5 protein-coding genes are annotated in these 4,689 nt (G+C 62.7%); 1 reads left to right on the top strand and 4 read right to left on the bottom strand.

The genetic code is table 11. From position 1 onward, the window contains the following. A partial coding sequence (locus AC1D1P_RS16815) for a cation:dicarboxylate symporter family transporter (RefSeq protein WP_477673755.1) occupies positions 1 to 447 on the top strand: 447 nt, incomplete at its 5' end. Between the two features lie 100 nt (positions 448 to 547). On the opposite strand, the gene infA is transcribed toward AC1D1P_RS16815, so the two are convergent. The 4 genes from infA to AC1D1P_RS16795 form a co-directional block, all read right to left on the bottom strand. Continuing rightward, positions 548 to 766, bottom strand: a complete 219-nt coding sequence (infA, locus tag AC1D1P_RS16810; protein WP_477673754.1) for a translation initiation factor IF-1 — start codon at positions 764 to 766, stop codon at positions 548 to 550. After that, positions 750 to 887, bottom strand: a complete 138-nt coding sequence (locus AC1D1P_RS16805) for a hypothetical protein (RefSeq protein WP_477673756.1) — start codon at positions 885 to 887, stop codon at positions 750 to 752. The genes infA and AC1D1P_RS16805 overlap by 17 nt, the downstream gene beginning before the upstream one ends. Before the next feature lie 604 nt (positions 888 to 1,491). After that, entirely contained in the window at positions 1,492 to 2,523 is a 1,032-nt protein-coding gene (locus AC1D1P_RS16800) for a response regulator (RefSeq protein ID WP_477673753.1), read from the bottom strand. Further along, positions 2,507 to 4,689, bottom strand: a 2,183-nt coding sequence (locus tag AC1D1P_RS16795; protein WP_477673752.1) for an ATP-binding response regulator, incomplete at its 5' end; no start/stop codon positions are given. The genes AC1D1P_RS16800 and AC1D1P_RS16795, both read right to left, overlap by 17 nt.

Genomic DNA, 4,689 nt, shown 5'->3' with positions numbered 1-4,689 from the left:
ATCCCGACCGGTTATTCGTTCAACCTGGACGGCACCTCGATCTATCTCACGATGGCGGCGGTGTTCATCGCGCAGGCCACCAACACGCCCATGACCCTCACGCAGGAACTCACGCTGCTGGCGGTGCTGTTGCTGACTTCGAAAGGCGCGGCAGGCATCACCGGCAGCGGATTCATTGTACTGGCCGCCACGCTGTCGGCGGTGGGTACCGTGCCTGTGGCCGGGCTGGCGCTGATTCTGGGGATTGACCGCTTTATGTCGGAAGCGCGGGCGCTGACCAACCTGATCGGCAATGGCGTGGCCACGATAGTGGTCGCCAAATGGACGAATGATCTGGACACGGATCGGCTAAAGGCCGGACTCAACAACGAGAGCTGGGTCGAGGCCCAGGAGCCCGAAGTGCTGATCAACAAGAAGACCGAGCACATGGCGACCGGCCGGCGCTAGGGCCTGTTCACAGTTCAGGGAAAAACGACAAAGCCCGGCAAACGGAGGATTCTCCGCCTGCCGGGCTTTGTGCTTTTTTGGGGCGCGACGAGCCGCCGGTTTAGCGAGCCTGGCGCGGTGCCGGGCCGGGGCCGCGGCCAGCGATATGGCGGAAGGTGATGCGGCCCTTGCTCAGGTCGTAGGGCGAGAGCTCCAGCGACACCTGGTCGCCGGCAAGGATACGAATATGGTTTTTCCGCATCTTGCCGGAGGTATAGGCCACCAGTTTATGGCCGTTGTCGAGCGTGACGCGAAAGCGCGAATCAGGYMACACGGTCATGCGTGGCGCTGCCGCTGCCTGAGCGGATGGAGACCGATGCAGCGTAGCGTTCGCCTTGCTGCTTGGCCAGTGGTGAGACAAGGTACTTGCCCACCGCGATTTTGGTGTGATCTACGTTCATAAAAAGTCCGTGCCGGGTATGTGTCCCGGCTTGATAAATAAGGAGTAATCGGCTTGCGAGCAAGCCGGCGGGTGTTCGGTGTCCACCCACCTGGCCCTTGTCAGGGGCTGGGCTGGTTGAGCCATGCGTGGCACTGTCGGGAATAGTGCTCGCCGGAAAAACGGAACAGTGTTGAGAGGGTTCAGGGCTGTATGGGCACTGAAAACACTGTGGATTCGGGCTCTGGGAAGCGCCGCAATTGAGAAGGAAACCTGTTGGGAAAAGGCCTCGATGAAAAAAGCTGATGCTTTACCGAAGCTCTTATTGTAACCGCCCAGCGGAAATCACGCTTTTTACCTGATACGGCCATCACAAACCGCTCTTTCTTAGCAAGCAGGGCCGCGGAACCGGCTTTGCCGGGCCGCAGGCGCAGCGCCCCCTCGGGGGGGCAGCGCAGTACGCGAAGCGACAAGCGTGGGGGCTCCATCTTTGCCCCTCATACAGCGCCAGGCAGCCCTTCTTCTTGCAAGCAGGGGCCGCGGAACCGGCTTTGCCGGGCCGCAGGCGCAGCGGCCCCCTCGGGGGGCAGGAAGCTACACGCAGTGAGCGACCGTGGGGGCCATATTCACCCCTCAAACTGCGGGTGCAGTTGCCGGATCCGGTTCATGGCCATACCTGCGGCGGCGGTGCGGGTTTCGACGCCCAGCTTGGCATACACCCGTTCCAGGTGCTTTTTGACCGTGGCTGGGCTGGAACCCAGGATGTCTCCAATGTCGCGATTGGTTTTTCCCTTGACCACCCAATACAGCACTTCAGCTTCTCGGGCGGTGAGCTTGAAGCTCAGGCTCATGGCTTCCACCACGGCGTCGTCGGAAATTTCGCGCATGACGATCAGCCAGTCACCGCCGCGGTCGCCGTCGCCGGTCTGCTGGTGCAGCCGGAAGGTCAGGCGCCGCGGACCAAGCTCCACCGCCAGGCGCGGCGGCTCAACCTGGCGCTCTGCCTCCGCCATGTGGCGGCGCAGCCAGTTGAGTACAGGTGCGGGCGTTTGCGGCGCGGACGTGCCGTAGTAGCGCATGAGCAGGTCGCGCGCCAGCGGCGTTTGCCAGATCAATTTCCCGTCGGCCTCGCCGCCCATGCGCACCGTGATGCTGGCGTAGCCGAAAGCGTCCAGCGCGTTGCGTGCTTGCCCTGCCTGCCGCGCTTCCTGCCTGGCACGGCGGGCGCCCTGCAAATGCACGCCCATGCGTGCCATCACTTCCTTGGGCTTGATCGGTTTGGTAACGTAGTCCACCCCTCCGGCTTCCAGGGCCGCCACGAGGTACTCGGTTTCCGTGAGACCGGTCATGAAAATAATGGGGATGTGCGCCGTTTCAGCCATGGCCTTCAGGCGCTTGGCAACCTCAAAGCCATCCATCCCGGGCATCATGGCGTCTAGCAAAACGATGTCGGGCAAAGCCTGCAACGCACGCTGCAGCGCAGCCTCGCCACTGGTGGCCACAAGGACGGTATAGCCCGATTCATCGAGCGCATCGTGCAGGACCGACAGGTTGTCGGGCACGTCGTCCACAATCAGCACGATATCGCTGTTGGCCCGGTCCAGTGTGCGGTCCAGCTTTCGATCCAGCGTTGGTCCGTCGTCAAGCACGCTGCTCATGGCCCGTCTCCTTGTTGGCTAGCTGGCGGCCCATGGCTTCAAACTGAAATTGCCGCGCCAGCACGCGCATTTCGTCCACAAAGGCCGCGGCCTCCGGCCGCTGCCTTTCAATCTCTGCCAGGTTGTTCATGATGCCCCGGTAAAACCCGAGATTGACGACCTCGAGCAGGGCCGCGAGTTGGGACGCATCGGGCAGTACACGCGGTGGCACGGCCTGGACAACARAGTCGCCGTCATCCGCAGCAAGGTCATAGCGCCACTTGATGGCCAGCCGCCGTTCAAGCCAGTCGATCAGTTCGGTATGGCGCACCGGTTTGAGGATGAAGTCCTCGGGAAGGATGCCGGCATCGTTCTCGGCGCCCTTGTCGAATGCGTTGGCGGAAACAATGGCGAGATGAATGTCCTCGTGCCCTGACGCACGCACACGGCGCAGGGTTTCCCAGCCATCGATCCCCGGCATGGCCAGGTCCATGAAGATCACGTCGGGCCGGTACCCGCTGGCCAGCAGGTCCATGCAATCGTGACCGCTGGCGGCGGTACGCAATTCAAATCCCATGGGCTCAAGCAGTTGTACCAGCAGTTCACGGTCAGGCTCTTCGTTGTCGACCACCAGCAGCTTGCGGCGAACCCCGTCATAGCCGCGCGGCTGGCGCCTGGCTGGTTTGGTGGCGGCATCCTTGACGGCTCCTGCAGCCACGTGCACTTCGGGCAAAAACAGCCGGATACGGAAAATCGAGCCTTCGCCCGGGGTGCTGACCACCGTCATCTCGCCACCCATCAGGTCGGTCAGCATCTTGGCAATCGTCAAACCCAAACCGGCGCCCGGTGTGCCTTCCGCGCTTTGGCCGGCTGTAGCTCCCCGCGCAAAAGGCTCAAAAATCCGGGACAACTCCGCCCCACCCATGCCCGGGCCGGTATCTTCAATGTCGATGTAGGCCATCTCGCGCGCATGGCGCAATCTGAAAATTACCTGGCCCTGCGCAGTGAACTTGATGGCGTTGCCCAGCAAATTGATGAGAATCTGCCGAACGCGTTTCTCATCGGCCCGCACCAGCTCCGGCAGATGACCGCTGGTCTCAAAGCGGAACCCGAGACCCTTGGCGGCGGCCTGCAGCTCGAACATGCCGGCCATCTCGTGCACACAGTCGGCGAAATGCATGGGCTTGACATTCAGCGTGAGCTTGCCCGCCTCGATGCGGGCAATATCGAGCGTTCCCTCGATCAGCGAGAGCAGGTGTTCGCCCCCGCGCTTGATGACGCTGACCGCCTGTTTGCGGTGCGGCGGTATGGCGTTGTCTTCACCCATCAGCTGCGCGTAACCCAGGATGCTGTTGAGCGGCGTGCGCAATTCGTGGCTGATGGCGCTGATATAGCGGCTTTTCGCCTGGTTGGCCTGGTCGGCATGGCGGCGAGCCTCTTCGGCCACCAGCTTGGCCTGTTGCAGCGCTTCGTCTGTTTGCCGGTGCGACTCGATCTCGCGCATCAGCAAATGGGTCTGGCGGTTCGATTCTTCCTGGGCCACCTGGCGGCTTTTGTGCGCCAGCACCAGCCACCAGGCAACAAGGCCGGCAATGACCAGCAAGGCCATGTACGCCTTCATGAAACCTGAACGCAAAGCCGGCTCAGAGGGTTCGATGTCCGCCAGCGCGCTGATTTCCTGGTGGTAAAGCAGGCCGAACACGCTGGCCAGCAGCGGCACGATGATGAGCATGAGCAGCAGGAAATGGCCCAGGCCCGTATCCAGGTAAGGCCAGATGCGGCGCGGCAGCAGCCAGCGCAGCGCACCGGACCACTGCGCCGACAGGCTGGCGTGCGGCTTGCACAGGTCGCCGCAGCGCGCGTCCAGCGTGCAGCACAGCGAGCAGATGGGCCCCTGGTAGGCGGGGCAGTGTGCCATGTCCGGGCCTTCGTAGGCGCGTTCACAAATCACACACTGCTGCGTTGCATAGCGCTTGTAGGAACCGTCGGAAGAAGTCGCTCCGGAGCTGCGCGCAATGTAGTAACGGCCCCGGGTCGCCCAGGCGATCAGGGGCGCGGCCACAAATGCGGTGCCCATGGCGATCACCGCGGAAAAAGCCCGCGCCGTTTCGCCGTAAAGCCCCAGATGCGCTGTAACCGACAACAGCGAAGCCAGCGCCATGGCGCCCACACCGACCGGGTTGATGT

It is taken from the genome of Polaromonas sp. P1_E1_2 (assembly GCF_056406035.1).
This window is presented reverse-complemented; position numbering and strand designations above follow the sequence as displayed.